Raw genomic sequence first — 26445 nt, 5'->3', positions numbered from 1 at the left:
GGCCTCCGTGGGGTTCGTGTGCCCCGTCAGCCTACTGACTCATGAGGAGCCGGGCATGGGGAGCAGCCCGTGCTCGTAGGCGTAGATCACGAGCTGCACGCGGTCGCGCGCGTCGAGCTTCTGCAGGACCCGGCCGACATGGGTCTTCACCGTCGACTCCGAGAGGAAGAACTGCCCGGCGATCTCGGGATTGCTGCGGCCCTCGGCGATGGCGATGAGGATCTCCCGCTCGCGGGGAGTCAGCGAGTCGAGTCCGGGGGCGTCGCTCGGCGCGGCGGAGCCCGGGAGCTCGCCGGCGAAGAGCTCGATCATCCGGCGGGTGACGCGGGGGGCGAGCGCCGCCTCGCCGGCGTGCACCGTGCGGATCGCCCCGACGAGTTCAGCGGGCCGCGAGTCCTTCAACAGGAAGCCGCTCGCTCCCGCACGGATCGCGGCGAACGCGTATTCGTCGAGATCGAAGGTCGTGAGCACGAGTACCCGCGTGGCCCGGTCGCCACTGGCGATCGCCTCCGTGGCGGCGATGCCGTCGATGTCGGGCATTCGCACGTCCATGAGCATGACGTCGACCTCGAGCGAGTCGACGAGCGCGATCGCGCCGCGCCCGTCTGCGGCCTCGCCGACGACGACGAGATCGGGCTCGGATTCGAGCACCATGCGGAGCCCGGTGCGCACGAGCGCCTGGTCGTCGGCGATCGCGACGCGGATGGGGGATGATGCACTGGTCATGCGGTTTCCTCGGGGGTGTCTGCGGCGGGCGTGGTCGGCGTGGACGGTGCGGTCTCTTCGGCCTGGAGCTCGGCGTGCAGTCGCCAGCCCCGTGCGCTGCCGGGTCCTGCCTCGAGCGTGCCGCCGTAGAGGGCGACCCGTTCGCGCATGCCGACGAGTCCCTTGCCGCCGCTGCCGAGTTCCGACGTCGATGCGACGGCGGCGTCGTCGATCACGTCGACGCGCACCATGTCGTCGGCATGCTCGACGCTGACGTCGACGCGATGCGCGGTCGCGGCGTACCGCAAAGCGTTGGTGAGCCCCTCCTGCACGATGCGATAGACCGTCAGCTGCAGGTTCGGGTCGACGATCGCGGGCCCGACGGTGGTCAGCTGCACCGGCAGTCCGGCGGCCCGGAAGCGTTCCACGAGCTCCGGCAGGGCCGCCGTGCCCGGTTGCGGAGCGAGCTCGTCGGGGCACGTCGTCGTCTCGTCGGGTTCGGCGAGCACGCCGAGCATGCGCCGCATGTCGACGAGTGCGGCACGACCGGTCTCGGCCACGAGCTGCATCGCCTCGGCGGCGCGCTCCGGGTCGCGGCCCGCTGTCGCCGCCGAGCCGTCGGCGAGCGTCACCATCACGGTGAGGCTGTGCGAGACGATGTCGTGCATCTCACGGGCGATGCGAGAGCGTTCGAGCGCGGTCGCGAGCTGGGCCTGCTGGTCGCGTTCGCGGGCGAGGTCGTGCGCACGTGCGATGAGGGCGTTCAGGTACCGGCGTCGGTTGCCGACGGTCACGCCGATGAGGGTCGCGATCAGCAGCAGCACCGTGAACTGCGAAGCGGATGCCGGTGCGTTCGCGCCGAACGGCGCCACCGTGTCGTCGGCGTGCGCCCAGACGGCGATGTAGGAGGAGGCGGTCGCGACGACCGTGGAGCCGGCGAACCCGATCCAGGCGGAGCGCGTGGAGCCGTAGACGGCGAGTGCGTAGAGCGCGAGCAGCATCGGGAGCACGTCGGTCGACCCGAAGGGGTAGACCACGAGGCAGACGAGCCAGGCGATGATGACGAGCAGCCACGGTCGCCGGCGGCGGAACAGCAGGATCGCGGCGGCCGCGACCGCGATGGCGACGAGTTGCGCGACGGCGATCCACGCAGGCGGCGGCTCCGGGACGAACAGTGACGCGATGGATCCGAAGAACGTCGGCACGAAGTACAGCGCGGTGATCAACGAGTCCGTGAGCCACGGATGCCGCGCCCAGAACTGGCGCACGACGCCCGGAGGCTTCGGCAGACGAAGTTCTCCCCCGACTACCGAAGCCGGGTAGCCGGGGGAGATGGGTGCTTCCGTCATGGACTGGACTCTACGCGTCCCGTCGCTTCAGGAGCACCGCGGCGCCGGCAATGGATGCCCCCATCCAGCCGAGCACGATGAGGAGGTTCAGCCAGACGCCGAACCCGTCGGCGGTGGGCTCCGCCGTCGTCGAGGTGAACATGTTCATGCCCGCGCTCGAGAGCAGGTACGGGATGAGGTCGTGCGCCCACTCGGCGGGGATCATCTGCAGCACCATCGGCAGGAGCAGGAGGAGGCCGAGCACCGTGGCGATGCCGCCCGCGCTGCTGCGGATCATGGTGCCGACACCGAGCGCGAACACCGCGACGAGCGCGAGGTAGAGCGCACCGCCGAGGAGCGGCAGGAACACCGCGGAGTCGGCGATGCTCGCCGAGACGTCGATGCCCGAGAAGACCACCGTGGAGACGAAGAACGCGCCGAGGTTGGCGAGGAGCCCGATGACGAACGTGGCGACGAACAGCACGACGGCCTTGGCCGCGAGGGCCGGCAGTCGCTTCGGCACGGCCGTGAGCGTCGAACGGATCATGCCCGTCGTGTACTCGCCGCTGATGACGAGCACGCCGAGCACACCGGCGACGAGCTGACCGAAGAAGACGCCGAACACCGAGGACTGCACGATGAGCGAGACCTGGTCGGCGGCCGGCATGGCCGAGGCATCCGCACCGCCGTTCATGCCGCTGGCCATGCTGAGCGACATGACGAGCGCCATGCCGAGCGAGATCGCGATGACGATGAGGTACGACCACGTGGTCGAGCGGAGGCTCCGGAGCTTGATCCACTCGGAGCGGAGGACGCCGCCGAACGACAGCGAGGTGGAGCGAGCGCGCTGGGAGGGGTGCGCCAGCGGCGGGGTGATCGTGGTCATCGGACGGCCTCCGTGCGGTATTCGACGGCGTCGGCGGTCAGGGCCATGTAGGCCTCTTCGAGCGACGCGCTGAGCGGGGTGAGTTCGTGGATCGCGAGGCCGTGCTGTGCGGCGAGGTCACCGATGCCGGGTGCCGCGACGCCCGTGACCTCGAGCACGCCCGCCTCGGAACGGATCACCGCGACATCGGGTGCGGCGAGCAGGTCGGCGAGCTGGGAGGAATGCGGGGAGCGCACGAGGACGCGAGGGCGCGTGCCGCCGGCGATGATGTCGGCGACCGGGGCGTCGGCGATGATCTCGCCGCGGCCGAGCACGATGAGGTGGTCGGCGGTGAGCGCCATCTCGCTCATGAGGTGCGAGGAGAGGAAGATCGTGCGGCCCTCGGAGGCGAGGTGGCGCACGAACTGGCGCACCCACAGCACGCCCTCGGGGTCGAGGCCGTTGACGGGCTCGTCGAGGATGAGCGTCGACGGGTCGCCGAGCATGGCCGCGGCGATGCCGAGGCGCTGGCCCATGCCGAGCGAGAAGCCGCCGACGCGCTTGCGCGCCACGGACTCGAGTCCGGTGAGCTCGATGACCTCGCGCACCCGGCTCGCACCGATGCCGTGCGTCGCCGCCATCGCCAAGAGGTGGTTGTAGGCGCTCCGGCCCGTGTGCACGGCCTTGGCGTCGAGGAGGGCGCCGACCTCGTGCAGGGGTGCGCGGTGCGCGGCGTAGGGCTTGCCGTTGACCGTCACGTGACCGGCACTCGGACGATCGAGCCCGACGATCATGCGCATCGTGGTCGACTTGCCCGCGCCGTTCGGCCCGAGGAATCCGGTGACCTGACCGGGCCGGACGGTGAAACTGATGTCGTTGACGGCGGTCTTCGCGCCGTAGCGCTTGACGAGCCCTTCTGCCGTGATCATGCTTCAAGGCTAGGGATCGGGCGAGCGCGGGACATCCGTCTTGAGAATGGTTCAGGGCGGGCCGAGGTGGTACCGAAGTACCACTCGACCCGCCCTGAGCGGTCGTGCGGAGGTGCTACTGCGCGTCGCGCGCCTGCGCGGCGAGTGCGCGCTCGACGCCGGCGACATTCTCGACGACGAGACGGCGCAGCGCGGGCGCGGCGTCGGCGTTCGCGGCGAGCCAGGCGTGGCTCGCGTCGACGAGCTCGCGGTTGGCGAGCGGCGCCGGGTAGAGCAGGTCGACGAGCTTCTCGGCGATCGCGTAGCTGCGGCTCTTCCAGATGCCGTCGAGCATGCCGAAGTACCGCTCGATGAACGGCGCCAGCAGCGACTGGTCGTCGGCGCGCACGAAGCCGGTCGCCGTGGTGCGCACGACCGAGTTCGTCGCCGTGTCGACGTCGATGACCGACGCCCACGCACGCTGCTTGCCCTCGGCGGTCGGCGTCGCAGCGCGGGCGTGCGCGGCCGACTCCTGACCCGTGGCGGTCTTGTCCGACTCGAGGCGTGCGTCGATCTCCGCATCGCCCGCGCGGCCTGCGGCGACGAGCGCGATGAGCAGCTCCCAGCCGAGGTCGGTGTCGATGTCGAGGCCGTCGAGCGTGATCGAGCCGTCGAAGAGCCCCGCGAGGGCGTCGACGTGCGACCCGGCTTCGGCGACCGAGGCGAACGCCTTCACGAACTGGAACTGGGCGTCACTGCCGGCCGCGGCCTGCTGTGCGAGCTGCCAGAACCCGTCGGCGAGCGCACGGCGCGCGTCGGAGCGGTGCTCGGGGGCCACGTACGAGCTCGCCGCGAGCTGCGCGTTCGCGAGGATGATGCGCAGCGTCGTCGACTCGGTCTCGCTCGCGATGTTGCCGAGCACGAGCTCGAGGTAGTCGCTCGCGCTCGTCTCGGCGTCGCGCACGGCGTCCCACACCGAGCTCCAGACGAGGGCGCGTGCGAGCGGGTCCTCGATCTTCGACAGGTTGGCGATCGCGACCTGCTGCGAGGCCTCGTCGAGACGGATCTTCGCGTAGGCGAGGTCGTCGTCGTTCAGGAGCACGAGGTCGGGGCGTGCGAGGCCGACGAGCTCCGCGACATCCGTGCGTTCGCCGTCGATGTCGAGCTCGACCCGGTGCTCGCGCACGAGCGCGCCGTCGACGAGGTTGTAGAAGCCGATCGCGGCGCGGTGCGGGCGGATCGTCGGGTAGTCGGGGTGCGCCGACTGCAGCACGGTGAACGAGGTGATCGTGCCCGAATCATCCGCCCCGATCTCGGGGCGCAGGGTGTTGACGCCCGCGGTCTCGAGCCAGAGCTTCGACCAGGCCGACAGGTCGCGGCCGCTCGCGACCTCGAGTTCGCCGAGGAGGTCGGCGAGGGTCGTGTTGCCCCAGGCGTGCTTCTTGAAGTACGCCGAGACGCCGGTGAAGAACGCCTCGATGCCGACCCAGGCGGCCAGCTGCTTCAGCACCGACCCGCCCTTGGCGTAGGTGATGCCGTCGAAGTTGACGAGCACGTCTTCGAGGTCGCGGATCTCGGCGACGATCGGGTGGGTCGACGGCAGCTGGTCCTGACGGTACGCCCAGCTCTTCTCCATCGAGTTGAAGGTCGTCCACGCGTGGTGCCACTCGGTGGCCTCGGCGGTGGCGATCGTCGACGCCCACTCGGCGAACGACTCGTTCAGCCACAGGTCGTTCCACCACTTCATGGTGACGAGGTCGCCGAACCACATGTGGGCGAGCTCGTGCAGGATCGTGACGACCCGGCGCTCCTTGATCGCGTCGGTGACCTTCGAGCGGAAGACGTAGACCTCGGTGAAGGTCACCGCGCCCGCGTTCTCCATCGCACCGGCGTTGTACTCGGGCACGAAGAGCTGGTCGTACTTCGTGAACGGGTAGGGCACGTCGAACTTGCCCTCGAAGTACTCGAAGCCCTGCTTCGTCTTCTCGAAGATGTAGCCGGCGTCGAGGTACTGCGAGAGGCTCTTGCGGCTGAACACGCCGAGGGGGATGACCCGCCCGTCGGAGCTCGTGAGCTCGTCGCGTACGACGTCGTAGGGGCCGGCGATGAGCGCGGTGATGTAGCTCGACATGCGCGGGGTGGGCTCGAAGGCCCACGTGGCCGTCGAGACGTCGTCGGCGCGGCGGCCCGAGGGGTGCAGCTCGGGCTCGGGGGTCGGCTGGTTCGACACGACCTGCCAGTGCGACGGCGCGGTGACGGTGAACTTGAACGCGGCCTTCAGGTCGGGCTGCTCGAACACGGCGAACATGCGGCGCGAGTCGGGCACCTCGAACTGGGTGTAGAGGTAGACCTCGCCGTCGGCGGGGTCGACGAAGCGGTGCAGGCCCTCGCCGGTGTTCATGTAGCGGCCGTCGGCGACGACGACGAGTTCGTTCTCGGTGGCGAGGTTCGGCAGCTGGATGCGCACGCCGTCGCTCACCTCGGCGGGGTCGAGTTCGACGCCGTTCAGGGTGACCGAGTGCACGGTCGCCGTGATGGCGTCGATGAACGTCGACGCACCAGCGGTGGCGGTGAATCGCACGGTCGTCTGGCTGCGGAACACCTCCGGCCCTGTGGTGACATCGAGCACGACGTCATAGTCGCGCACCGAGACGAGCGCAGCACGCTCCTCGGCTTCGATTCGGGTGAGGTTCTCTCCGGGCACGTCTGCTCCTTCGGCAGTCATCGACGCGGCTCGTGGCCGCAGGCAACGTGCATCAGCCTAGCTCTCGGGCGGCCCGCGGTCACGGACGTGCGGCGATCGCGCGGTGATCGCGCGGTGATCACGCGGCGAACGGATGCCGCGGCTCAGCGCGTGACGATGGAGACGACCGCCGTGAGGAAGAACGGCAGTGAGGCGACCACCGCGACGGCGAGGAGGATCCGGCCCGTGATGACGCCCTGCCGCGAGGCGCGGACGGCGAGGAACCACGGCAGTGCCCGCGGGATCGCGAAGGCGACGAGCGCACCGGCGGCGATGACGACGCCGATGGGGAAGAGCACGACGGCCGGGGCGAGTGGCGCCGAGGGGCCGACCCACCGCTCGCGGGTGACGAGCGGAAGGCTGCGGCTGAGGCGGCCGGCGAACGCGGCGAGGAACGCGCCCTGCAGCAGGGCGAGCAGCGAGAAGGCGAGCACTGCGAGCCATCCGGGGCCGACGAAGTTGAAATCGAAGTTGTCGGCGCGGAGCGGATCGAGGAACGGCGCGAGCGTGACGAGCAGCACCGCGCCGAAGCTCGGCCCCGCGAGGCGACCGCGCGGCAGCCACGGCGCGACGAGCAGGAACAGGGCGGCCGAGAGCACCGAGGCGGGCAGCGCGCCGAAGAGGAGGTACGAGATCGTGCCATCGACGGTGATCTCGCCGACATCCGCTTGCGCCTCGGTGATGCCCCCGGTCGCATCAGGAGAAGCTGCGGCGAGGAGTCGCATGATCAGGCGCCCGCCCGCTCCCGTGATGAGCAGTCCCGATGCCGTGCCGATCGCCGTGAACACGGCCGCCCACCAGAGGAAGAGGCGAACGCCGTCGGTGTGCACCGCGAGGCGCGGATGCCGCTGGGTCGACCCGCTGTTCGCGGAGGCGAGCGTGTGCGGGATCGGCGGTGGCTGGAGACGCTCGCCCGACCAGATCACGGAGAGCACGATGCCGCAGAGCAGCAGGATGCCGCACACGACCATGACCAGCATGCGCCCTCGCCTCCCCGGTAGGTGCTCGCGAGCCTACTGTCGGCGTCGTCGGGCCCGCCGCCCCCAGAACGCGGCGCGACGGAACGCTGGCCGGCGTGCGGGTGGCGTCACCAGTCGGCGCGCGCGTAGTCCTTCAGGAACACGCCGGTGACGTCTTCGCCGGCCTCGCCGCGCACGATCGGGTCGTACACCCGCGCGGCGCCGTCGACGAGGTCGAGCGGGGCGTGGAAGCCCTCCTCGGCGAGCCGGACCTTCGTGGGGTGCGGCCGCTCGTCGGTGATCCAGCCCGTGTCGACGCTCGTCATGAGGATGCCGTCGGCGAGCATCTCCTTCGCGCTCGTGCGCGTGAGCATGTTCATGGCCGCCTTCGCCATGTTGGTGTGCGGATGCCCCGGGCCCTTGTAGCCGCGACTGAACACGCCCTCCATAGCCGAGACGTTGACGACGTAGGTGCGACGGGCCTCGGAAGCGGCCAGCGACGCCCGCAGGCGGCTCACGAGGATGAACGGGGCCGTCGTGTTGCAGAGCTGCACCTCGAGCATCTCGAGCGGATCCACGTCTTGCACGACCGCGCTCCAGCTGTTCTCGTGGTGGAGGTCGGGCACGAGGCCGCCGGCGTCGATCGCGGTGCGGTCGGCGAGCTTCGCGAGCGAGCTCGAACCGGGGGCGAGGGCGAGCGCGGTGAGGTCGTCGGCCGTCATCGTGCCCGCGAAGAGGCCCGAGGTGAGCACCGGGTGGCTCGACACGGAGTCGGCGAGCGCGAGCGGGTGCGCGTCGTTCGTGTGGCCGAAGCTCACGAGCTCGGGCATCGGGCCGTCGGGCAGCGGCGAGGACTCGGCCTCGACGAGGGGCGAGTACGAACCGGGGGAGCGGCGCACGGTCTGCGCCGCGTTGTTGATGAGGATGTCGAGGGAGCCCTGCGCAGCGACGTCGTCGGCGAGCGCGATGACCTGTGCGGGGTCGCGCAGGTCGATGCCGACGATCTTCAGGCGGTGCAGCCAGTCGCCGGCGTCGGGCATCGCGGCGAACCGTCGGGCGGCATCGCGCGGGAACCGGGTCGTGATCGTGGTGTGCGCACCGTCGCGCAGCAGGCGCAGCGCGATGTACATGCCGATCTTCGCTCGGCCGCCGGTGAGCAGGGCGCGCTTGCCCGTGAGGTCGGTGCGTGCGTCGCGCTTGGCGTGGCTCATGGCCGCGCAGCTCGGGCAGAGCTGGTGGTAGAACGCGTCGACGAGCGTGTAACGCTGCTTGCAGATGTAGCAGGGGCGCGCGACCTGCAGCTCGCCGGCGGTGCGCGCGTCGGTGCCGCTCACGAGGTCGGCGCCGCGGGTCTCGTCGTCGATGCGGGTCGGTGCGCCCGTCGCCGTCGCGGCGATCACGGCGCGGTCGGCGTCCTGGATGACGCGGCGCTTCTCGAGCCGGCGGGCGACCTTGACCGCCTTGAACATCTTCGCCGTCGCGTGGCGCACGGTCTCGAAGTCGGGGTCGTCCTGGTCGAGCTCGCTGAGCATGGCCAGCACCCGCAGCGTCGTCTCGAGATCGCGCGCGTCGATCGTGGGCGCGCTGACGGAGGCGGAGGCGTCGGAGGGCATCCGGCGATTCTACGGGCCGGAACCCCCGATCACCTGTGTGCCGCTGTGCGACGGGTGCGCTCGCCGCCGGAGTAGCGTGACGCCATGAGCACCAGCACCGACGCCTCGGCACCGACCGCCGACCGGTACCGTTCGTTCGCCGAGGTCGAGGCGCGCGGCATGTCCGCCATCTACGAGGCGTGGGCATCAGGCGTGGCGACGGATGCCGCGGTGCTCGCCCTCATCGACGAGCTGCCGCCGCAGAAGCGGCAGCCGAACCTCGTCTTCTCGGCCGCACGACTGCTCGGCGCCCCGAGCGGCGCCTATCCGGTGTTCGCCGAGTGGCTCGCCGAACATTGGAACGAGGTGCGCGACGTCGCGCTCACGCACGCGACCCAGACCAACGAGGCCGCTCGGTGCGCGCTGCACCTGCCCGTGCTGGGCGGCATCGAGGGCCCGATCGCGCTGCTCGAGGTCGGGGCATCCGCCGGGCTCTGCCTCTACCCAGACCAGTACAGCTACCGCTTTTCGGGGCATCGGCAGCTCGACCCCGTCGACGGACCGAGCGAGGTCGTGCTCGACTGCACGCTCCGCGGTGACGTGCCCGCGCCCGTTCCCGCAGCCGTGCCCGAGGTCGTGTGGCGCGCGGGCATCGACCTGCACCCGCTCGACGTGCGCTCGCCCGCCGACGTCGACTGGCTCGACGCGCTCGTGTGGCCCGAGCACGACGATCGCCGAGCCCGGCTCCGTGCCGCCGCCCGGATCGCCGCCCGAACCCCGCCGACGCTCGTCGGCGGCGACCTCAACGAACGACTCGTGGCGCTCGCCGCAGCCGCACCCTCCGATGCCACGCTCGTCGTCTTCCACACGGCGGTGCTCATGTACCTCGACGAGGCCGGCCGCGAGGCCTTCGTCCGGCGGGTGGGTGAGCTGCCCGGCCACTGGCTCTCGGTCGAGGGGCGGAGCGTGGTCCGCGGCATCCGTGTGCGCGACGACGTGCCGAACGAGAGCAGCGATCTCGTGCTCGCCCTCGACGGTGTGCAGCAGGCCTGGGCGCAGCCCCACGGGCGTGCGCTCACCTGGGCGCCGAATCCCTAGACTTGGCGCATGCGCATCCACATCGCGACCGACCACGCCGGCCTCGAATTCAGCCGCACGCTCGTCGATCACCTGACCAACGGCGGTCACGAGGTCGTCGACCACGGCCCGGCGGAGTACGACGCACTCGACGACTACCCGGCGTTCTGCATCAACGCGGCGCTCGGCGTCGCCCGTGACCAGGCGGCCGGCGTTCGCGCGCTCGGCGTCGTGTTCGGCGGCTCGGGCAACGGCGAGCAGATCGCGGCCAACAAGGTCCGCGGCATCCGCGCAGCGCTCGTGTGGAGCATGGACACCGCGATCCTCGCGCGCGAGCACAACGACGCCAACGTCATCTCGATCGGTGCGCGCCAGCACACGGTCGAAGAGGCGATCCGCTACATCGACGCCTTCATCGCCGAGCCGTTCTCCGGCGACGAGCGACACGTGCGCCGCATCGCCCAGCTCGCCGAGTACGAGACGACGGGCGACATCGCGGGCAAGGGCGTCGACGTCGAGGCACCGGCGGAGTAGTCGGGTGCCCGAGGGTCACTCCGTCCACCGCATCACCCGGCAGTTCGAACGCAACTTCGTCGGGCACGTCGTGCGCGCCTCGAGCCCGCAGGGCCGCTTCGCCGCCGGGGCCGCCGAGATCGACGGTCGGCGCATGACCGACGCCCGGGCCGTCGGCAAGCAGATGTTCCTCGGCTTCGAGGGCGACGTCTGGCTGCGCGTGCACCTCGGCATGTACGGCGCATGGGACTTCGCGGGCGAGATCCTGATGGATGCGACGATCGCCTCGGCGAACGGACGCATGGGCCAGACGAACCAGGCGGGCACGTTCCTCGACCGTCCGAACCCCGACGCGGTCGTCTTCGACTCGGCCGGCGAGAACTCGCTGCAGTCGATCGGCGCGCCCCGCAAGACCCGCCTGCGCATGTCGGAGTCCGAGAAGGAGAAGGACGCCAACGGCCTCGACACCTTCCCGCCCGAGCCCATCGGACAGGTGCGGGTGCGCCTCCTCACCGACACGATCTGCGCCGACCTGCGCGGCCCCACCGCGTGCGAGGTGCTCGACCCCGCCCAGGTCGAGGCCGTGGTCGGCCGTCTCGGCCCCGATCCGCTGCTCGACGACGGGCCCGAGGCCGAAGAGCGCTTCACCCGCACGATCCTGAAGAAGGCCACGCCGATCGGCCTGCTCCTCATGGACCAGAACGTGGTGGCGGGCATCGGCAACGTCTACCGGGCCGAGCTGCTGTTCCGGGCGAAGCAGAATCCGCACACGCCGGGCAAGCTCGTGCCCGAGGAGCACGTGCGCCACCTGTGGCGCGACTGGGCGAAGCTGCTGCGCGTCGGCGTCGAGACCGGGCAGATGATGACCATGGACGACCTCGACCCCGAGGCGTACCGCGCTGCGATGGCCAGCCGCGACGACCGCCACTGGGTGTACAAGCGCGAGGGCCTGCCCTGCCGGGTGTGCGGCACCAACATCGTGCTCGAGGAGATGGGCGCCCGCAAGCTCTACTGGTGCCCCTACTGCCAGGCCTGACCGAGCCCCGGCGGGCCTGACCGAGATCTGCCGGGCCCGACCGAGACATCCGCCGAAGGAGCCGCGATGCGCCAGAACCCCAGCTTCACCCTTGCGAGCGACGACGGGGTGAAACGCCTCGTGCGCGAGCACCCGTGGATGACGATCGTCAGCATGACGGATGCCTCGGGCCTCGTGGCCTCGCACTACCCGGTGCTGCTCGACGAGACGGCCGACGGCATCGCGCTGCTCACCCATGTCGGCCGGCCCGACGAGGTCGTGCACGAGCTCGGTCGCCACGAGGTCATGTTCATCGTGCAGGGGCCCCACGGCTACATCTCCCCGGGGTGGTACGACGCGAAGCCCGCCGTACCGACCTGGAACTTCGTCTCCGCCCACCTGTACGGCACGCCCGAGCTTCTCTCGGACGACGAGAACCTGCGTGTGCTGGAGGCGCTCGTCGACCACTTCGAAGATGCCATGCCCGAGCCGCGGCGCATGCGCGGCACGGCCGAGAACTCCGCGTACGCCGATCGCATCGCCGCGGGCACCGTGGGCCTCCGCATTCCCATCACCCGGTACGTCGCGAAGAACAAGATGAGCCAGAACCGGCCCGTCGAGACCGTGGAGCGCATCATCGCCGAACTCGAGGGCGACGGCCCCTACGCGAGCGCCGCGCTCGCCGCCGAGATGCGGCGTACGCACGAGGCGATGCGGGCGGCGCAGGCATGAGCGGGGCGAATCCTCTCGGTGCGACTGCGGGCGCAGCGGATGCCGTCGAGCCCGTGCTCCTCGCCGGTGCTCGGCTGCCCGGCACCGACGGGGTCGTCGACCTCCACCTCGCCGAAGGCCGGGTCCTCGCGGTGACGCCGACGGGGGAGGCCTCGCCCGGCGGCATCCGCCGTCTCGAACTCGACGGGCGCTTCGTCGTGCCGGGCCTCCACGACCGGCACGTGCACTTCTCCCAGTGGGCCATGGTCTCGCGCCGACTCGATCTCGCCGGTGCCGAGTCGGCCGCGGCGGTCGCATCGCTCGTCGGGGCATCCGTCGCCCGTGGCGACCGCGAAGTGATCGGCTTCGGCTATCGCGACGGGCTCTGGGCCGATGCGCCGACGCGCGACGTGCTCGACGCCGTCTCTGGCGAGGTGCCGGTGGTGCTCGTCTCGGCCGACCTGCACGCCTGCTGGCTGAACTCGGCGGCGCTCCGACGGTACGGCGTGAGCGACGACCTCGCCGGCTCCAGCGGCGTGCTCCGCGAAGACGACTGCTTCCGGCTCGTGCGCGAGATCGACGACGTGGCCGATGCCGTGCTCGACCGCTGGGTCGCCGATGCCTCGCTCCAGGCGGCGCGCCGCGGCGTGGTGGGCGTCACGGAGTACGAGATGCGCTGGAACCGCGACGACTGGGTGCGCCGGGTCGCCGGGGGCGTCGACGCCCTGCGCGTGTCGTTCGGCATCTACACGCAGCACCTCGATCGTGCGATCGCCGAGGAGCTGCGCACCGGCGACGACGTGCCGGGCACGGGCGGACTCGTCGCGGTGGGCGGCTACAAGGTCATCACCGACGGCTCGCTCAACACGCGCACCGCGTGGTGCTTCGACCCGTATCCCGGGCTGGGGCCGGGCGAACACCCCTACGGGCTCGCGACCGTGCCGTACGAGGAGCTCGTGCCCCTCATGCGCCGTGCCCATGGTGCGGGCATCACCCCGGCGGTGCACGCCATCGGCGACCAGGCGAATTCCCGGGTGCTCGACGCGTTCGAGGCCGTCGGATGCCGCGGCTCGATCGAGCACGCGCAGCTGCTGCGCCGCGACGATCTCGCCCGTTTCGCGCGGCTCGGCATCGTCGCGAGCGTGCAGCCCGAACACGCCATGGACGACCGCGACGTCGCCGAACGCTACTGGGCGGGGCGCACCGACCGGGCCTTCATGCTCGCCGACCTCGCGGCGGCAGGCGTCGAACTCGCACTCGGCTCCGATGCACCGGTCGCACCGCTCGACCCGTGGGTCGCGATCGCCGCAGCGGTGGGTCGCGCCCGCGACGGTCGCGAGCCGTGGCATCCCGAGCAGGCGATCGAGGTGCGCGCCGCGCTCGCCGCTTCGACCGGAGGGCAGGGCGCCGTGGTGCGCGCCGGCGGCCGCGCCGACCTCGCGGTGATCGAGCTCGACCCGTACGCGGCATCCGTCGACGAACTGCGAGCCATGCCGGTCGCGACCACGCTGCTCGCCGGACGCGTCACCCACTCGTCGGAGTAGCGATCTCATAAAATACTCGTCGGCTCTTATGAATTCCGCCAACTTCTCATAAAATGGGACGAGCGGTGTATGAAACCGCGCGAGGAGAGCCATGAGTGCGAACGACGACACCTGGCCGGCCATCGGTGCCGAGACGCTCGACTGGGAGAGCCGCTACGCCGAGTCGTCCGCGCTCGAGCGCTACAGCCTCCAGCCGCGAACCTACGATGCCGCGGTGCCGCCGATGATCGCCGAGCGTGCGCTCCGACCGAGCTCGCAGACCGCCGCGCTCGCGCGCGCGGCCGAGAGCGAGCTGATCCGCTTCGACGCGTCGCTGAACGACGAGATGACGGGGTTCGCGCCGTTGCTGCTGCGCTCCGAAGCTGCCGCGTCATCGCAGATCGAACACCTCTCCGCCAGCGCCCGGGCCATCCTGACCGCGGAGATCGGCGACACGAGCAAGCGGAACGCCACCGAGATCGTGGGGAACACCCGGGCGATGCAATCCGCGCTCGCCCTCGCCGACGAGCTCACCCCGGAGTCCGTGCGCAAGATGCACCGAGTCCTCATGGACGGCACGAACCACACACCGGGCGAGTGGCGTACCGAGCCCGTGTGGATCGGCACGAGCGCACGCAGCCCCGTCGGCGCCGCGTTCGTCGGCCCGCGGCACGAGCGGGTGCCCGGACTCATGGATGACGTCATGGCGTTCGCCCGGCGGAACGACCTCCCCGTTCTCGCCCAGGTCGCCGTCGCGCACGCCCAGTTCGAGACCATCCACCCCTTCACCGACGGCAACGGCCGCACCGGCCGCGCACTCGTGCAATCGATGCTCCGCGGCAAGGACATCACCCGTTCCGTCACCGTTCCGGTCTCCGCCGGGCTCCTCACCGACGTGAACGCGTACCACGACGCGCTCATCGCCTACCGAGCCGGCGACATCGGGCCGATCATCGAGCAGATGGCCATCGCCAGCGGCGATGCGATCGGCAACGCCCGGTCCCTCATCACCCGGCTGCGCGAGACGACCGCCGGGTGGCGCGAGACGGCGAAGCCGCGCAGCGGCTCCCAACTCGAGCGGGTGCTCGACTACGCAGCCCGGCAACCCGTCTTCACCGCGGCCACGGCGTCGGCGGGACTCGGCATCGGCACGACGAACGTCTACCCCCATCTGCGGAGGCTCGCAGAACTCGGCATCCTGAAGCAGAAGACCGAGTACAAGATGGGCCAGGTCTGGCGTGCCGACGAGGTGCTCGTCGCGCTCGACCAGTTCGCGGAGCGCGCCGCGCGGCGCCGGGGCTGACCGCGCGGCGAGGTCCCGGCGTGGTCGGCGGCGCCAGTACCCGGGGGAAAACCCCCGGCCCGATTCGGCTGCGCACCGGCTGTGACGGATCCGCGCCCCTCGCGAGGCTTGAACCATGCCAGCAACACGCCTTCGCCCCCCTCCACTCCGCCGCCCCCGCGCCGTGCTCGGCACCGCGCTCGCCGCAGTCGCCGCGGGCGGCCTCGTGGCGATCGCCTTCGCCGGATGCGGCGTCGTCGGACCCGGTCCGATCTCGACCGTGGGCAAGGTCGACTTCGGCACGCCGCTCGCGATCCCGCCGCTCGCGGAGTCCACCGTCGACGCCGACGGTACCCGCGTGTTCGCACTCGACGCGCGGGCGGGCACGACCGAGTTCACACCGGGGCAGCCGAGCGCCACCTGGGGGTTCAACGGCAGCTACCTCGGCCCGACCCTCGTCGCCGAGCGCGGCGAGCACGTGCGCGTCGACGTGACGAACTCCCTCGACGAGCCGACGACCGTGCACTGGCACGGCATGCACCTCCCTGCCGAGATGGACGGCGGCCCGCACCAGATGGTGGCAGCGGATGCCTCGTGGTCGCCCGAGTGGGATATCGACCAGCAGGCCGCGACGCTCTGGTACCACCCGCACCCGCACGGCGAGACCGAAGACCACGTCGCGAGAGGGCTCGCGGGCATGTTCATCCTGCACGACGAGCACGAGCGCTCCCTCGGCCTGCCGTCGGAGTACGGCGTCGACGACGTGCCCGTCATCGTGCAGGACTCGGGCTTCTCCGCCGACGGCGAGCAGGAGTCGAAGCAACGCGGCTACGCCGGAGGGCTCGGCGACGAGCTCATCGTGAACGGCACCCGCGGCCCGTACCTCGACGCCTCCGACGAACTCGTGCGCCTGCGGCTGCTGAACGCCTCGACCGCGCGCACGTATGCCTTCACGTGGAGCGATGCGCGCCCCGTGGAGCTGATCGCGACCGATGGCGGACTGCTCGAGGCATCCGTCTCGCTCGACCACGTGCGGCTCTCGCCCGGCGAACGCGCCGAGGTGCTGCTGCGCGTCTCGCCCGGCGAGCGCGTCGTGCTGCAGTCGAAGATGACTCCTGAGATCGCGGGACTCGTCGGACCGGTCGCCGACACCAACGGCGGCAGCGACGCCTTCGATGTGCTCGAGGTGCGCGCCGCGGAGACGCTCGACCCGGCCCCGACGGTGCCGGCGGTCCTCAACGCGATCGACGACGACGAGGCGGACGACGTCGCGATGACCCGCACCTTCACGCTCAACGACAGCTTCGAGATCAACGGCGAGGCGATGGACATGGGGCGCATCGACGAGACCGTGACCGTCGACACGCTCGAACGATGGATCGTCGACAATGCGACCCAGGTGCCGCACAGCTTCCACGTGCACGACGTGCAGTTCCGCATCGCGTCGATCGACGGCGGCGCACCGCCGCCCGAGCTCGCGGGCTGGAAGGACACGATCTTCACCGAACCCGAGAAGAAGTACGAACTGCTGATGCGGTTCGAGGACTACGCAGACCCCGACACGCCGTACATGTACCACTGCCACCTGCTGTGGCACGAGGACCAGGGGATGATGGGCCAATTCGCCGTCGTCGACCCCGGTCAGCGTGCAACGATGACTGAAGGAACCCACCATGAGCACTGACACCACGATCGCCGCAACGCCACCGGCGTCCGCCGCGACCACGGAAACCGCGCCGAAGCGCCGCGGCTACTGGTCGCTGTGGGCGAAGGTGCCCCGCGAGTTCGCCTTCCTGATCCTCACGATGCCGATCGCGATCACCGGGCTCGTCGTGCTCGCCACGACGTTCTTCACCGGTCTCGGCCTGATCGCACTCGTCTTCGGCATCTTCATCGTCGTCGCCTCGCTCTTCATCGCCCGCGGCTTCGGCACCCTCGAGCTCGTGCGGCTGCGCTGGGCCGGCCGCGCCGAGATCACCCGACCGGTCTGGGAGCGCCAGAACCGCGAGCAGGGCTTCTGGCGCACGATGTTCGCACCGTTCATCGACGGCCACTACTGGCTGTACATGCTGCACGGCATCGTCATCAACCCGATCATCAGCATCGTCTCGTGGAGCCTCACGGTCGCGTGGACCTCTGCGGCCCTCGGCGGCACGACGGGGTGGATCTGGCAGCGCTACATCCCCGACGGCCGCGGCGACCAGGACTTCTGGCTCTACGACGTCGTCATCGACTGGATGTTCCCGGGCAACACGCTGAACGTCGACCCCCGCGTCGGCGAAGCGGCGTTCGAGTTCATCCTCGGGCTGATCTTCCTCGCCACGCTGCCGTTCGTGTTCCGCGGCCTCACCCTGCTGCACGACGTCATCGCGCGGGGCGTGCTCGGCGCCTGGCGCTCGGAGGCGCTCGAGCGCGAGGTCGCACAGCTCGACGCGTCGCGCGGCGCCGCAGTGCAGGCTGAAGACGCGTCGCTCCGCCGCCTCGAGCGCGACATCCACGACGGTCCGCAGCAGCGCCTCGTGCGACTGCAGATGGACCTCGCCGCGATCGAGCGCAAGCTCGAGCGCGATCCCGATTCGGCGCGCGAACTGCTCGGCGAGGCCCGCGATCAGGCCCGCGAGACTCTCGACGAGCTGCGTGCGCTCTCGCGCGGATTCGCCCCGCCGATCCTGCAGGACCGCGGGCTCGCCGTCGCCCTGCAGTCGGTCGCGGCGCGCAGCCCGATTCCGGTCACGGTTGAGATCGACCTGCCGGCGGATGCCACGCTGCCCGCGTCGATCGAGCGCAACGCGTACTTCCTGGCCGCCGAGCTGCTCACGAACGCCGTGAAGCACGCCGAGGCGAGCAGCATCCGTCTGACCGTCTCGACGCGCGACACCGGCGCGACCGGGCACTGGCTCGACCTCTGGGTGACCGACAACGGGCGCGGCGGCGCCGCGCTCACCGCCGGGCACGGCCTCGCCGGCCTCCAGGAGCGCGTGCAGGGCCTCCGCGGCATGCTCGTCGTCGACAGCCCCGTCGGCGGCCCCACGACGATCGGCGCGCACATCCCGTTCGCGCCGCTCGCTGCGGGGGAGACGGCGATCCAGAGCTGACCCCGAGCAGCGGATGCCTCGTGGCCCACGCGGCCACGAGGCATCCGCTCGCCCGCCGATAGTGTGGGGGCATGACCGATCGCGCCCCACTCCGCATCGTGCTCGCCGAGGATTCGATGCTGCTCCGCGAGGGGCTCGTGCGACTCTTCGACGAGGCCGGATTCGAGACGGTGGCGGCATACGGTGAGGCCGATTCGCTGCTCGGAGCGCTTGACGAGACCCGGCCCGACCTGGCGATCCTCGACGTGCGCATGCCGCCGACGTTCCGCGACGAAGGGGTGCGGGCCGCCATCGAACTGCGGCGGCGCATGCCGAAGGTCGGAGTGCTGCTGCTCAGCCAGTACGTCGAGGGCACGTACGCGCACGAACTGCTCTCGTCGGGCGAGGGCGGCATGGGCTATCTGCTCAAAGACCGCGTCGCCTCGCTCGACGAGCTCGAAGACGCCGTCGAGCGGGTGAGCCAGGGCGGCACGGTGCTCGACCCGCAGGTCGTGCGCGAGCTGATCGCGCGCCGCAGCGACCCCCTCGAGACCCTGACACCGCGCGAAGGCGAGGTCATGACGCTCATGGCCGAGGGGCGCACGAACGCCGGCATCGCGAAGCAGCTCTTCATCGGCGTCGGCGCGGTCGAGAAGAACGTCACGTCGATCTTCCAGAAGCTCGGCCTCGAAGACTCGGGCTCTGATCACCGGCGCGTGCTCGCCGTGCTCACCTGGCTGCAGCGCTGACGCAACAGGTCGCCTCGGTCACGTCTTCGGGCTGCGCCGAAGCGGCACATGCGTACGGAACGACGCGATGTAGGAACGATAGCCCCGGCGCGTCCACGCGGCGAGCACGATGAGACCGGCGACGACGCCGAGGGTGAGTGCCAGCCAGATCGGTCCGCTGAGGGCCGCAACGAGGGCCCCGACGAAGAGCCCCACGACCGCGGCCTCCACGAGCGCGATGAGCATCATGCTGCTCGCGATCACCTGGCTGCCGCTGCCGCGATCACCGAAGTAGTGGTACGTGCGTCTGCTGCCCTCCATGTCGTCGTTCGGCGACATCAGCAGGTACGGTTCGAGGCCCGGGTCCAGATCGACGTAGGCGCCGCGCAGCCGGTTCATGGCGACGACGTACATGAGGTCCTCGGTCGCCGTGTTGAACACCCGCAGCGTCGTGATGAAGCCGAGCAGCACGAGCAGCAGCAAGACGCCGAGTGCGGCGACGCCGAACCAGCCGCGGAAGCCCGTGGCGTTGCCGAGCACGCCGAGCGTCACGAGGCCGGCCGAGACGAGCGTGAGGAAGATCGCGATGCGGGTGAGCACCTCGCTCTGCGTGGTCGATCGCGAGGCGAGCAGGCTCCAGTGCTCGGTGGCCAGCATCTGCGCGCGCAGGGACTTCTGCGCGTCGGTCAGTGGTGGGTCGGATGCCGCGCGCGAACCCGCGCCGGCGGCATCCGCCGAAGACGAAACGGGCCCGGGTGCATCGGCCGTCATACCGGCATTCTGCACCCGGGCCCGTCAGCCCGCCATCGTGCGTTACTTCACGGCGACGTGCGAGAAGAGGAACCAGCGGTCCTTGTCGAGACCGCGGCGGATCTCGATCACGACGTCCTGGCTCACGGGGTCGAGCTCGTCGAGACCCTCGATCGCCTCGGCGACCTTCTCGGCCGCGAGGTCGATCTGCGCGACGACATCGGCGATCGCCTCGTCGTAGGGCTGGAAGCCGAGCTTGGGGTTCACGGCACCGCTCTTGTCGGCGACGGACTTGAGGCGGCCGTCGACGGGCAGGCCCAGTGCCACGACGCGCTCGGCGGCGAGGTCGGCCCACTCCTGCGCGTGCGCCACGACCTCGTCGAGCAGCTCGTGCACCGCGATGAAGTTCACGCCGCGCACGTGCCAGTGCGCCTGCTTGCCGTTGACGGCGAGGGCGACGAGCTCCTGCACGACGGGAGTGAGGAACTGGGCGACGCCCGATGCCACGTCGGCGTTCGCGCCGGCCTTCGGGGTCTTGGGAGCGATCTTCGTGTCGGTCATGTGGTCCACCTTCCCTGAACGTATGTCGTGTTCAACGCTACGCGGGTGCTCGCATATTTCAAGGAAGGAGAGGCTGGGCTGATCTGGGGTTGACACGGGGCGTCATGTGCTGAGACATCAGCTGATGTCGATGGTGATGGGGTCGGTCGCGACCGGGCCCGGGCACTGCCCGGTGTCGGCGGTGCGGTGCCACTCGAGCTGTTCTGCAGCCGAGGCCAGCGTTGCGCCGGCAGCGTCGAGCACCTCGATCGTCACATTCTCGGGCGTGGAGTCGCTGACGTCGATGCGCCAGTGCCCCGCGCCGAGGTCGGTCGCGATCCAGAACGGCCCCTCCGTCGGCGGGGCCGTGAGCGCAGCATCGGCAGACGTCGAGCATCCGAGATCCGAGCACATCACGACGAGGTCGGCGTCGGCCGCGTGCGGTCCCGACAACACGACGTCGACCTGCGAAAGGTAGCCGATGGTGGGACACGCGTTGGGGAAGAAGCATCCCGACCCGCCGAGCGTCACGGCAGCGGTCAGCAACACGGCCGCGACCACGCGACCCATGAGGCGGCGGCGCCTGTTCACCGCGCGCATGGCGCCTCCCCGAGATCGCCCACGGGTCGATCTTCGCGTCGACGCGGAGCAGGCGGTGGAGATCGCGCAGTTCGTTGCCGAACCGTTGCCGGTCGTCGGGCTCGGCGAACCCGGGCGCGGAGCGGGTGAGGTCGGCCCGCCCCGGGGGGGGCGGGCCGGCGGCGGGCCTTGCCCCGATGCGCCGAGTGCCGCTGATTCGTTCGCGTGCGCGAGCGCCCACTCGAGCGCGTGGTCGGCGACCTCCTCCCAGCCGGGCTCGGCGCAGATCCAGTGCGAGCGGCCCGGGAACTCGACGTACTCCGTGAGCGCCGGCGACTTCGCGTAGTGCTTCGCGTTCGACTTGTTCACGCTCGGAGGCATGATGTGATCCTGCTCGCCGCCGATGAACAGCAGCGGAGCGCGGTCCTTCGCATAGTCGACCCATGTCTCCTGGTGGCCGGGCTTGAAGTTGGCGATGAGCCCGTACGCCCAGATCCAGTTGCCGGGTGCTGGGATCGCGAACTCCTCCCAGACCGCGTCGGAGTCCTCGCGCGAGAGCGTGTTGGCGAACGCGTAATGGAACTCCTCGGGCGTGAACGCGACCGCCCGGTGGAGGTTCGCGGGGTTCTTCAGCGCCGGGAACAGCGACTTCGCCTGCGAGAGCGGGGTCATCCGCACCCCCTCGGTCGGGGCCGAGTCGACGACGACGGCCGCAGCTCCGAGCCCGCGCGCGAGCAGCAGCTGCGTGAGCGTGCCGCCGAACGAGTGCCCCATGATGATCGGCGGCTTCGGCAGCGCCTCGATCTGGGCGGCGATGTGGTCGACCGTCTCGGGCACCGTGAGGTTCGCGATGAGGTCGGGGTTCTCGCGCAGCCCCTCGACCTCGATCTCGAATCCGGGATATCCGGGCGTGAGCACGGTGAAGCCCTTGGCCTCGAAGCGCTCCTTCCAGCCCCGCCAACTGCGCGGAGTCATCCAGAGGCCGTGCACGAGCACGATGGTGTCGGGAGCGTTGGAGCCGGTCTGGTCGGTCATGGCGGGGTCCTTTCGAGGTGGTGATCCGGTTCAGGAATCGATGAACGCGAGCAGGTCGGCGTGCAGCCGGTCGCGATCGGTGTCGGGCAGGCCGTGGGCGCCGCCCTCGTAGACGAGCAGGGTCGCCCCGTCGATGAGCTCGGCCGACCGCTCGCCGCCGACCTGGAAGGGAACGATCTGATCGTCGTCGCCGTGGATCACGAGCGTGGGCACGTCGATCCTCGCCAGGTCGGGCCGGAAATCGGTGGCCGAGAAGGCGGCGATGCACTCGTAGGCCGCCCGGTGCCCGCAGGCCATGCTCTGCAGCCAGAACGCGTCGCGCACGCCCTGGGAGACGTCGGTGTTGCGGTTGTGACCGAAGAACGGCCCGTCGGCGAGGTCGCGGTACAGCTGCGAGCGATCGGATGCCTCGTCGGCACGGATCCCGTCGAAGACGGCGATCGGCAGCCCGCCCGGGTTGTCGGCGGTTGCGAGCATGAGCGGCGGTACGGCCGAGACGAGCACGAGCTTCGCGACCCGCGCCGAGCCATGCCGGCCGACGTAGTGCGCGATCTCGCCGCCCCCGGTCGAATGCCCGACGAGCGTCAGGTCGGTGAGGTCGAGGTGCTCGATGAGGCACGCGAGGTCGTCGGCGTAGGTGTCCATCTCGTTGCCGTTCCACGTCTGGCTCGATCGGCCGTGGCCGCGCCGGTCGTGGGCGATCGCACGGTGCCCGTGCTCGGCGAGAAAGAGCGCCGCGGCCTCCCACGCATCGGCGTTCAACGGCCAGCCATGGCTCAGGAGCACCGGCGTGCCGTCCGACCCCCAATCCTTGTAGAAGATCTGCGCGCCGTCATCGGCGGTGACGTAGGGCATGGGCGCCTCCCGGATTCGGGGCGAGTCGCGCAGCTCGCGATTCGCGGATGCCTCGATGCTCGCGCGCACTGCTGCACCGGCGCACCACGTGGTGCGCGTAGTCGCGAGCATCGCGCGGGGGTCAGCTCGCGGGCATCCGTTCGGTCAGCTGCTTCCGCGAGGTGATGCCGAGCTTCCGGAACACCTTGCGCAGGTGGTAGTCGACGGTGTTCGCGCTGATGAAGAGCTCTGCGCCGATCTCGGCGTTCGTGCGGCCGACGGACGCGAGGCGTGCAACTGCATCCTCCTGGGGCGTGAGCCGGTCGAGGCCGTCACCCGTCTCGTGGGCGAGCACGTGCTCGCCGGTCGCCTCGAGTTCCCGGCGGGCCCGCGCCGCGAACGCCGGTGCACCGACGCGCTCGAAGATCGCGAGCGCTGAGCGGAGTTCGTCGCGGGCCTCGCGGCGGCGCTTCACGCGGCGCAACCACTCGCCGTACAGGAGGTGCGCGCGAGCGAGCTCGCCGGATGCCGTGGTCAGGGCGAAATGCTCGATCGCCTCGACGTATCGGGCCTCCGCCTCTTCAGGCTCGGCGAGCAGGGCCTCGGCTCTCGCCGATATGCCGCGGATCCATGGCGCGCCGCTCACCGCCGCGAACTCGGCGAGCCGATCGGCCGCGGCGCGCGCCGCCCGGACATTGCCGCTGCGCACGCCGGCCTCGACCAGATCCGGCAGCTGCTGGTACGTCACCTGCAGGAACTCGCGCTCGACCATCGGGCGGAGGCGCTCGTAGGCGTCACGGTAGTGGCCGTCGGCGATCTCGCGGATGCTGAGACCGGTCATCGTGATCGTCCAGACGCCGTCGAATCCGGTGAGGAGCGTCGCCTCGGCGATCTGCTCGACGAGTTCGGGAGGTGCCCCCGACCAGGCGAGGTAGGACGCGTTCACGACCTGCTCCGCGTCGTAGCCGATGGCCCGTCGCAACTCGCGCACCTGCTCCACGTACCGACCGGATGCCGCGGGGTCACCGCGGACGAGCTCGAGGAGCCCGAGCATCCACAGCGTGGTGTCGAGCACACGGAGGTTCCCGGCTTCCGTGGCGGCACGCACCGTGCGTTCGAGCAGCTCGACGCACGTGCGTTCGTCCCACAGGGCCATCGTCAGCGCGACGGCCTCGGAGCCGAGCTCGAGCAACTGCGCGTCGTTCGAGTCCTGGAGCATCGCAACCGCTGCACGCATGATCGGCACCGCCTCGCGGTACGGCCGCAGGATGTGCGCACCGAGGGCACGCAACGCGAGCGCCCGGCGCCCGTCGGCGACGCCCGCGCCGGTTGCGAGCCGCCGCCCGAGCTCCTGCAGGGTCCCGCCGCGCACGCCCGACTCGGATGTGAGTTCCGAATTGAAGGCGCCGAGCAGAGCTCGCTGCTCGAGCTCGGGCGCTCGCCCGTGGAACAGGCCGGCCGCTCGCAGCAACTGCGCGGTGCCGCCCCTCACGCCGTCGGGATCGGCGACGAACAGGGCGAGCATGGCGCGCAGCATGAGCACCCGCCCCTCGGTCACCGGATCGAGTGCAGTCGGGTCGATCCGGTCGAGCAGTTCGGTCGCGAAGCGTGCCGCGCCGGCGATCGCGGCGGCCTCCGCCGCGGCGATCAACCTCGCCTCCCGCTCCGTCCCAGGGCTCGACAGGTCGGCCGAGCGCGCCATCAGTCGAGCACGCGACACCGTGCCGCCACGCCCGCCCGCGGCATCCGCTGCCAGTTCGAGGCGGTCGGCGACCCCGTCGTCGATGCCGAGCGTGGCCTCTGCCGCGTGCCAGACCGCGAGATCAGGACGACCACGTGCCACCGCAACCGATTCGAGTGCCTCGTGCACGCGGCGACGCTCCGCCGCGGGCATCGCGTTGTACACGGCGGCGCGAACGAGCGGATGCCGGAACCGCACGCGGTCGCGCGAGGTGGCGAGTCCTGCGCTCTCGGCGGCGCCGGAGGCATCGAGCGACACGCCGAGCAGCCGTGCAGCATCGTCGATGAGCGTGGCATCCCCGGTCGATTCCGCCGCAACGATGCCGAGCCATCGGCGAGCGTCGGCCGGAAGGGCCTCGACCGCTCGAAGGTAGGTGGACTCGAGGCGCAGGCCGATCGGAACCGGTCCGAGCCCGAGTGAGGATTCCGTGAGCTGCTGTGCGGTGAACTCCCGCGCGAGGTCGGTGAGGGCGAGCGGATTGCCACCCGTCTCCTCGGCGAAGCGCATCGCGAGGTAGGGGTCGACCTGATCGGTCGCCGAGCGATTCAGCAAGTGCACGGCGGTCGGTGCGTCGAGCCCCGCGAGCTCCAGCGTGGCGATGCCGGCGGCCGCGCGATCGACCCTCGGGTCGGGGCGGGCGCTGAGGATGATCGCCACAGCCTCCGCCTTCAGTCGCCGTGCGACGAATGCGAGCACCTCGAGCGACTCGGGATCGGAGAGGTGGGCGTCGTCGACGACGCACACGAGAGGTTCGTGCTCTGCGGCGACCGCGAGCAGCGACAGCATGCCGAGGCCGACGAGGTATCGGTCGGGCGGCGGCCCTTCGTCGACGCCCGCTGCGATCCGCAATGCCGACGCCTGGCGACGCGGCAGGGCCGGTACGAGGTGCGTGAACGGCGTCCCGAGCCGCTGGAGCACCGCGTACGGCATGGCCGACTCGGCCTCGAATCCGTCGGAACGAACGACCCGCATGCCTGCGAGGTCTCGCGTGACCTCCTCGAGCAGGGTCGTCTTGCCGATACCGGGCTCTCCACGCACCAAGAGGGCCGAGCCGCGCCCGTTGCGCGCCGAACCGACGAGCATGGCGAGACGCTCCAGTTCTTCGCCACGGCCGAGGAACGAGGGCTGGATGTTGTCGATGGATACACGGTAGTAGAGCGCTCTCAGCGAGCGCCAGACCGAAGATCGCGAATCCGAACCTGTCGCGAGCCCGCTACCGCCGTCGCCGAGCGGCCTACCAGATCGTGCCGGCGCCGAAGAAGATCGAGAGGAACGCGAGCGAACCGAGGACGAGTCCGACGACCGCGAGGGGCAAGCCTCTGCCGCCCATCTGGTTCGCGCGAACGATGCCGATGATGCCGAAGACGATCGCCAGGATGTCGGAGGCGCCGCCGAGGAAGAGACCGATGAACAGCGGGATGGCGGTCGTGAGGAAGCCCCAGATGCCGAGGATGAGCGCAGCGATCGCGAAGCCGTTCTGTGGCGCGCTCTGCACCACGACGACGGAGGGTGCGGCCTGCTGCTGAGAGGGGCCCCAATTCGTGCCATCCCACCAGCGGAGGAGTCCCGTCGTGGGCTCGACGTGCCACCCGGGCGGTACGGCGGTCTGGTTGGTGTCGCTCATCGGGTGCCTCTCTTCTGGGGTGCGTCGCAACGTTAGTGGTTGCCGGCCTCCCGGCGCGATGGGCAGCGCTGTGCGCCCCCGATCGGGGGCATCGAGGCCGCCGTGACGGATGGCTTCGATGGAGTCGTTGGCGCGCGGCCGGCATGAACGGCCGCCGGCGAACTCGGGGGCTCGTCGCGCAGATACGACGAAACCCCCGGCTGGGCGGGGGTGTCGAGAGAGGGGATGACGGGAATCGAACCCGCGTGATCAGTTTGGAAGACTGAGGCTCTACCATTGAGCTACATCCCCGCGTACCCGCTGAGGGCACTGGATCATC

22 protein-coding genes and 1 tRNA gene are annotated in these 26445 nt (G+C 70.5%); 9 read left to right on the top strand and 14 right to left on the bottom strand.

Going from position 1 to position 26445, the window contains the following annotated elements; all coding sequences use genetic code 11:
* Positions 1-39: 39 nt before the first annotated feature.
* The 7 genes from ACFCVM_RS02740 to ACFCVM_RS02710 all read right to left on the bottom strand — a co-directional run bounded on the left by ACFCVM_RS02740 (position 40) and on the right by ACFCVM_RS02710 (position 9121).
* Positions 40-726: a response regulator gene (locus tag ACFCVM_RS02740; RefSeq protein WP_375833543.1), complete on the bottom strand. Its 687-nt coding sequence runs from the start codon at positions 724-726 to the stop codon at positions 40-42.
* Positions 723-2054, bottom strand: a complete 1332-nt coding sequence (locus tag ACFCVM_RS02735) for a sensor histidine kinase (protein WP_375833541.1) — start codon at positions 2052-2054, stop codon at positions 723-725. Before ACFCVM_RS02735 ends, ACFCVM_RS02740 begins: the two co-directional genes overlap by 4 nt.
* 10 nt (positions 2055-2064) lie before the next feature.
* Positions 2065-2919: an ABC transporter permease subunit gene (locus ACFCVM_RS02730; RefSeq protein WP_375833540.1), complete on the bottom strand. Its 855-nt coding sequence runs from the start codon at positions 2917-2919 to the stop codon at positions 2065-2067.
* Positions 2916-3827 carry an ABC transporter ATP-binding protein gene (locus ACFCVM_RS02725; RefSeq protein ID WP_375833537.1) on the bottom strand — a complete coding sequence of 304 codons (912 nt, stop codon included), beginning with the start codon at positions 3825-3827 and terminating at the stop codon, positions 2916-2918. The genes ACFCVM_RS02730 and ACFCVM_RS02725 overlap by 4 nt, the downstream gene beginning before the upstream one ends.
* 115 nt (positions 3828-3942) lie before the next feature.
* Positions 3943-6510 (bottom strand): aminopeptidase N, encoded by a 2568-nt coding sequence (gene pepN / locus ACFCVM_RS02720; protein ID WP_375833535.1) that lies wholly within the window; start codon positions 6508-6510, stop codon positions 3943-3945.
* A gap of 143 nt (positions 6511-6653) precedes the next feature.
* Positions 6654-7529: a hypothetical protein gene (locus ACFCVM_RS02715; protein WP_375833533.1), complete on the bottom strand. Its 876-nt coding sequence runs from the start codon at positions 7527-7529 to the stop codon at positions 6654-6656.
* Between the two features lie 107 nt (positions 7530-7636).
* Complete coding sequence (locus tag ACFCVM_RS02710) at positions 7637-9121, bottom strand: SDR family NAD(P)-dependent oxidoreductase (RefSeq protein ID WP_375833530.1); 1485 nt, start codon at positions 9119-9121, stop codon at positions 7637-7639.
* A gap of 84 nt (positions 9122-9205) precedes the next feature.
* On the opposite strand from ACFCVM_RS02710, the gene ACFCVM_RS02705 reads away from it, so the two are divergent.
* The 9 genes from ACFCVM_RS02705 to ACFCVM_RS02665 all read left to right on the top strand — a co-directional run bounded on the left by ACFCVM_RS02705 (position 9206) and on the right by ACFCVM_RS02665 (position 19044).
* Positions 9206-10198 carry a DUF2332 domain-containing protein gene (locus ACFCVM_RS02705; protein WP_375833527.1) on the top strand — a complete coding sequence of 331 codons (993 nt, stop codon included), beginning with the start codon at positions 9206-9208 and terminating at the stop codon, positions 10196-10198.
* A gap of 9 nt (positions 10199-10207) precedes the next feature.
* The gene (locus ACFCVM_RS02700) at positions 10208-10711 is read left to right on the top strand and encodes a ribose-5-phosphate isomerase (RefSeq protein WP_375833524.1); all 504 of its coding nucleotides are present in this window, start codon (positions 10208-10210) and stop codon (positions 10709-10711) included.
* Between the two features lie 4 nt (positions 10712-10715).
* On the top strand, positions 10716-11726 hold the full coding sequence (locus tag ACFCVM_RS02695) for an Fpg/Nei family DNA glycosylase (RefSeq protein ID WP_375833521.1): 1011 nt from the start codon (positions 10716-10718) through the stop codon (positions 11724-11726).
* 66 nt (positions 11727-11792) lie between these two features.
* Entirely contained in the window at positions 11793-12437 is a 645-nt protein-coding gene (locus ACFCVM_RS02690) for an FMN-binding negative transcriptional regulator (protein ID WP_375833519.1), read from the top strand.
* Positions 12434-13960 (top strand): amidohydrolase, encoded by a 1527-nt coding sequence (locus tag ACFCVM_RS02685; protein WP_375833516.1) that lies wholly within the window; start codon positions 12434-12436, stop codon positions 13958-13960. Before ACFCVM_RS02690 ends, ACFCVM_RS02685 begins: the two co-directional genes overlap by 4 nt.
* Positions 13961-14051: 91 nt before the next feature.
* Positions 14052-15242: a Fic family protein gene (locus ACFCVM_RS02680; RefSeq protein ID WP_375833514.1), complete on the top strand. Its 1191-nt coding sequence runs from the start codon at positions 14052-14054 to the stop codon at positions 15240-15242.
* 115 nt (positions 15243-15357) lie between these two features.
* The gene (locus ACFCVM_RS02675; RefSeq protein WP_375833511.1) at positions 15358-16905 is read left to right on the top strand and encodes a multicopper oxidase family protein; all 1548 of its coding nucleotides are present in this window, start codon (positions 15358-15360) and stop codon (positions 16903-16905) included.
* Entirely contained in the window at positions 16895-18316 is a 1422-nt protein-coding gene (locus ACFCVM_RS02670) for a sensor histidine kinase (protein ID WP_375833509.1), read from the top strand. The genes ACFCVM_RS02675 and ACFCVM_RS02670 overlap by 11 nt, the downstream gene beginning before the upstream one ends.
* A 71-nt stretch (positions 18317-18387) precedes the next feature.
* A complete protein-coding gene (locus ACFCVM_RS02665; protein WP_375833506.1) occupies positions 18388-19044 on the top strand; it encodes a response regulator in 657 nt (218 codons plus the stop codon).
* A gap of 18 nt (positions 19045-19062) precedes the next feature.
* Here ACFCVM_RS02665 and ACFCVM_RS02660 read toward each other — a convergent pair whose 3' ends face one another.
* From ACFCVM_RS02660 to ACFCVM_RS02630, 7 genes are all read right to left on the bottom strand, one after another.
* The gene (locus ACFCVM_RS02660) at positions 19063-19794 is read right to left on the bottom strand and encodes a hypothetical protein (protein WP_375833504.1); all 732 of its coding nucleotides are present in this window, start codon (positions 19792-19794) and stop codon (positions 19063-19065) included.
* Positions 19795-19836: 42 nt separating this feature from the next.
* Positions 19837-20334, bottom strand: coding sequence for a Dps family protein (locus ACFCVM_RS02655; protein WP_375833501.1), 498 nt, complete (start codon positions 20332-20334; stop codon positions 19837-19839).
* Positions 20335-20451: 117 nt separating this feature from the next.
* Positions 20452-21927: an alpha/beta hydrolase gene (locus tag ACFCVM_RS02650; RefSeq protein WP_375833498.1), complete on the bottom strand. Its 1476-nt coding sequence runs from the start codon at positions 21925-21927 to the stop codon at positions 20452-20454.
* Between the two features lie 30 nt (positions 21928-21957).
* Positions 21958-22782, bottom strand: coding sequence for an alpha/beta fold hydrolase (locus ACFCVM_RS02645; RefSeq protein ID WP_375836636.1), 825 nt, complete (start codon positions 22780-22782; stop codon positions 21958-21960).
* Between the two features lie 121 nt (positions 22783-22903).
* The gene (locus ACFCVM_RS02640) at positions 22904-25633 is read right to left on the bottom strand and encodes an AAA family ATPase (RefSeq protein WP_375836634.1); all 2730 of its coding nucleotides are present in this window, start codon (positions 25631-25633) and stop codon (positions 22904-22906) included.
* Positions 25634-25736: 103 nt separating this feature from the next.
* Complete coding sequence (locus ACFCVM_RS02635) at positions 25737-26126, bottom strand: DUF2510 domain-containing protein (protein WP_375833496.1); 390 nt, start codon at positions 26124-26126, stop codon at positions 25737-25739.
* Positions 26127-26346: 220 nt separating this feature from the next.
* Positions 26347-26417: transfer RNA gene (locus tag ACFCVM_RS02630), tRNA-Gly, on the bottom strand.
* Positions 26418-26445: the final 28 nt, after the last annotated feature.

It is taken from the genome of Agromyces sp. NPDC056389 (assembly GCF_042262385.1).
Classification (GTDB): domain Bacteria; phylum Actinomycetota; class Actinomycetes; order Actinomycetales; family Microbacteriaceae; genus Agromyces.
The sequence above is the reverse complement of the archived record's forward strand: the minus strand, read 5'-3'. Positions and strand labels throughout refer to the sequence as shown.

What these genes read in the sequence shown, in the direction of transcription:
- ACFCVM_RS02740 (WP_375833543.1), bottom strand. Translation starts at nt 726, where the DNA reads ATGACCAGTGCATCATCCCCCATCCGCGTCGCGATCGCCGACGACCAG.
- ACFCVM_RS02735 (WP_375833541.1), bottom strand. Translation starts at nt 2,054, where the DNA reads ATGACGGAAGCACCCATCTCCCCCGGCTACCCGGCTTCGGTAGTCGGG.
- ACFCVM_RS02730 (WP_375833540.1), bottom strand. Translation starts at nt 2,919, where the DNA reads ATGACCACGATCACCCCGCCGCTGGCGCACCCCTCCCAGCGCGCTCGC.
- ACFCVM_RS02725 (WP_375833537.1), bottom strand. Translation starts at nt 3,827, where the DNA reads ATGATCACGGCAGAAGGGCTCGTCAAGCGCTACGGCGCGAAGACCGCC.
- ACFCVM_RS02715 (WP_375833533.1), bottom strand. Translation starts at nt 7,529, where the DNA reads ATGCTGGTCATGGTCGTGTGCGGCATCCTGCTGCTCTGCGGCATCGTG.
- ACFCVM_RS02710 (WP_375833530.1), bottom strand. Translation starts at nt 9,121, where the DNA reads ATGCCCTCCGACGCCTCCGCCTCCGTCAGCGCGCCCACGATCGACGCG.
- ACFCVM_RS02705 (WP_375833527.1), top strand. Translation starts at nt 9,206, where the DNA reads ATGAGCACCAGCACCGACGCCTCGGCACCGACCGCCGACCGGTACCGT.
- ACFCVM_RS02700 (WP_375833524.1), top strand. Translation starts at nt 10,208, where the DNA reads ATGCGCATCCACATCGCGACCGACCACGCCGGCCTCGAATTCAGCCGC.
- ACFCVM_RS02690 (WP_375833519.1), top strand. Translation starts at nt 11,793, where the DNA reads ATGCGCCAGAACCCCAGCTTCACCCTTGCGAGCGACGACGGGGTGAAA.
- ACFCVM_RS02685 (WP_375833516.1), top strand. Translation starts at nt 12,434, where the DNA reads ATGAGCGGGGCGAATCCTCTCGGTGCGACTGCGGGCGCAGCGGATGCC.
- ACFCVM_RS02680 (WP_375833514.1), top strand. Translation starts at nt 14,052, where the DNA reads ATGAGTGCGAACGACGACACCTGGCCGGCCATCGGTGCCGAGACGCTC.
- ACFCVM_RS02675 (WP_375833511.1), top strand. Translation starts at nt 15,358, where the DNA reads ATGCCAGCAACACGCCTTCGCCCCCCTCCACTCCGCCGCCCCCGCGCC.
- ACFCVM_RS02670 (WP_375833509.1), top strand. Translation starts at nt 16,895, where the DNA reads ATGAGCACTGACACCACGATCGCCGCAACGCCACCGGCGTCCGCCGCG.
- ACFCVM_RS02665 (WP_375833506.1), top strand. Translation starts at nt 18,388, where the DNA reads ATGACCGATCGCGCCCCACTCCGCATCGTGCTCGCCGAGGATTCGATG.
- ACFCVM_RS02660 (WP_375833504.1), bottom strand. Translation starts at nt 19,794, where the DNA reads ATGACGGCCGATGCACCCGGGCCCGTTTCGTCTTCGGCGGATGCCGCC.
- ACFCVM_RS02655 (WP_375833501.1), bottom strand. Translation starts at nt 20,334, where the DNA reads ATGACCGACACGAAGATCGCTCCCAAGACCCCGAAGGCCGGCGCGAAC.
- ACFCVM_RS02650 (WP_375833498.1), bottom strand. Translation starts at nt 21,927, where the DNA reads ATGACCGACCAGACCGGCTCCAACGCTCCCGACACCATCGTGCTCGTG.
- ACFCVM_RS02645 (WP_375836636.1), bottom strand. Translation starts at nt 22,782, where the DNA reads ATGCCCTACGTCACCGCCGATGACGGCGCGCAGATCTTCTACAAGGAT.
- ACFCVM_RS02635 (WP_375833496.1), bottom strand. Translation starts at nt 26,126, where the DNA reads ATGAGCGACACCAACCAGACCGCCGTACCGCCCGGGTGGCACGTCGAG.